Source organism: Boseongicola sp., assembly GCF_057460485.1.
Genome location: NZ_JBVCWP010000398.1, coordinates 1 through 3019 on the forward strand (window position 1 = coordinate 1; position 3019 = coordinate 3019).

At 55.5% G+C, this 3019-nt stretch carries 2 protein-coding genes; one reads left to right on the forward strand and one right to left on the reverse strand.

The window, feature by feature from the left end; genetic code table 11:
* On the reverse strand, positions 1-899 hold an 899-nt coding region (locus AC221Y_RS22720), incomplete at its 3' end, for a sulfatase-like hydrolase/transferase (RefSeq protein WP_486708565.1).
* A 387-nt stretch (positions 900-1286) separates the two neighbouring features.
* Here AC221Y_RS22720 and AC221Y_RS22725 point away from each other — a divergent pair.
* Positions 1287-2996: a DUF1214 domain-containing protein gene (locus tag AC221Y_RS22725; protein WP_486708566.1), complete on the forward strand. Its 1710-nt coding sequence runs from the start codon at positions 1287-1289 to the stop codon at positions 2994-2996.
* Positions 2997-3019 lie beyond the last annotated feature (23 nt).

Below are 3019 nucleotides of genomic sequence, written 5' to 3' on the forward strand. Positions count from 1 at the left end.
GTGTTGTAGTGCGGTCCGTTGTCGGTCGAGTAAAAGACGACCGTGTTGTCGGCGATACCGAGCTCGTCGAGCTTGTCGAGGAACTTGCCGATATGCATGTCGTGCTCGACCATGCCATCAGCGTACTCGTCCTGCCCTGAGATCCCACGGAGCTCCGGCTTTACGTGCGTGCGAAAATGCATACGCGTGCCGCTCCACCAGACAAAGAAAGGTTTGCCAGCCTCGACCTGCTCTTTGATGAAGGCAATGGCACGATCTGAGGTCTCGTCATCGACCGTTTCCATACGCTTCTTCGTGAGCGGGCCGGTGTCCTCGATCTTCTGGGTCCCGTCAGATTGTGCCCAAGAGTGGATCACGCCGCGGGGACCAAACTTCTTCTTGAACTCCGGATCATCCGGGTAATCCTCGTTCTCTGGCTCTTCTTCCGCGTTCAAATGATAGAGATTGCCGAAGAACTCGTCGAAGCCATGGTTGGTCGGAAGAAACTCGTCCTTGTCACCAAGGTGGTTCTTACCGAATTGACCAGTCGCATACCCTTGCGCCTTAAGGAGTGCGGCGATTGTCGGATCCTCTTCGCGAAGCCCGAGATCGGCACCCGGCAGCCCGACTTTGGAAAGTCCGGTGCGAAACACGCTCTGGCCTGTGATGAACGATGATCGTCCGGCGGTGCACGATTGCTCGCCGTAGTAGTCCGTGAAGATCATGCCTTCGTCGGCGATCCGGTCAATGTTCGGAGTGCGATAACCGACAAGCCCCTTGGTATAGGCGCTAATATTCGATTGCCCCACGTCATCCCCCCAAATCACAAGGATGTTCGGTTTGTCCTGCTGGGCGAATGCCGACACCTGCGCCACCATGCTGGCAAGCATCGCTCCGAGCACAACGAGCGCTAGTCGCATAGTTCTCATTTGAGTTACCTCCCACTCGATTTGGGTTGTTCTCATGTAAAGTATGACAATCAGAGCGCCCAAGTGGCTTGATCCACGTCAACCTAGCGCTTGTTGACTTACCGAGGTGCTGGGAGAAGCTCGGTGACAGTCTTGAGACAATCTTTGTCCGCTTTGGGTCATTAGCGGACATCAGACCGCAGTTTGATGATGTCTGCCTTGCCCCTCAAAGCGGACATCAGCGTGATCCAGATTGACGTCCGTTAAGTGCCAGAAGCGGACATTGCGCCCCCTCTGATTCATATCAAAGGCAGATGTTTGAGTAAGCGTTGTGATGATCGCGGAGTTTTTCTGCACTTTAGGGAGTAGATGAGAATGACCTCGAGGCGCCTGGTTTTGGTGACGATTTTCTGCGTCCTTGCACTCTTGCCAACAAAAGCGTTCGCAGAGGAAGAGGTGGAGACAAAGGCTCCTGATCAATCGACTGAGCAGGTGATTGACGAGGCAAAGGAAACAACCAACGAGGCAATTGAAGCTGCAAAGCGGGCAATCCTGGATGCGATTGACCGCGCCAAAGAGCTTACGAGTTCTACCTTAGAAGCCGAGAGAGACGCTGCTGAGCGTGCACTAGATGACGCCAAAGAAGCGACAAAGACCCTTGATCATGCCAGCGAAGCGGCGCGAGAGGTTCTAGAAGAAGCCAAGAAGGCAACTGTAGAGGTCCTAGACTCGGTGGAGGAGGCCATTCAGCCATTCAGTGAATTGGTCGAGGGGCGGTCTGTGGCCCTTCAGAGCGACGGCCAGCTTAGCAAAGCGGATATCGAAAACCTGGTCGAACGCTCCTACCAGTATGTCGCTATGTACAATGTGAACAACAAGTTCGCAGCTAAGCAGGGAGGCTGGAACACTTGTGATCCTGATACAGAGCTTAAAGACCACACGCTACAAGAGATCGCTCGCCCAAATAACGATACGCTCTACCTGAGCTGTTTGATCGATCTGCGGAAAGATCCGGTGATCCTTGAGATTCCCGCATTCGACTCAAAGTATGTCTCCCTGATGGTCACGGGCTACGACCACTACGTCAATATTCCGATGTCAACGCGATTGGGCGATTTTCGCAAGCCTGAGAAGATGTTGTTGTATTCTGCGCGGACCGAGGGCTACGACGGAGAGCCCGTTGAAGGTATCGATCGTGTCTTTGAAGCGACCGGAGATTTTGTGTCGGCCGTGTTCCGGATCATGCCTCATGCCAACGACCCGGAACGCTTCAAAAAGATCGCCGACCAGATGAAATCGCTCAAGCTCGTCACTTTATCTGAGTACGAGGGTGGCGAGCCTAAGCCCATCGACGACGTTGCATTTCCGCCGGTTGGCGAAACGGATGCAGATGTCTTCGAGAAAAACCTTCTTGAGGTCATGCAGTTCGTGTTTAACCACACGACCTTCGATCCCAATAATGCTGAGGATCAGGCGGTCCTCGCGGCCTACAGGCCCCTGGGCGTGGAACCGGGCAAGGCCTCCGACCCGGAACAGTTCGCCAAGATCAACGGCAAGCAAGTCCGCGAGATCGCCCAGAAGATCCAGCGCGGGATCCTCCGTGACATCGCCTCTCAGGAAACCTACGACGCTATCGCACCAGTAATGTTCCAACCCAAAGGCGAGACCAGTCTTGACGCGCTCGTGGCTACCTCGATCTCCGGTCCGATCGGCATTCCGCAAGAGGAGGCAGTCTACCCGCAGCTGGTCACCACCGATGGTGCTCCCCTGAACGCCCAGCACGACTATGTCATCCGCATGTCGGCGGAGGAAATGCCGCCCGCCAAGGCCTTCTGGTCGCTGACGCTCTACGACCTCGACGAGGGCTTCTTCATCCCCAACGACCGCAAGAAGTACAGCGTCGGTGAGAATGGTGGCATGAAGCTCAACGAGGACGGCGGCATTGAGATCCACATCGCCGCTGAGAAGCCGGAGGGCGTGCCCGAGGAGAACTGGCTGCCCATCGAGCGCAAGGATCTCGACCTAGCTTCCCAGTTCCGGCTCTACGTGCCGGACCTGGAGAAACTGAAGACCTGGCAAGCGCCCAAGGCGGAAAAGTTATCGCAATAGACAGCGCCCTCGATGCTGCGCGA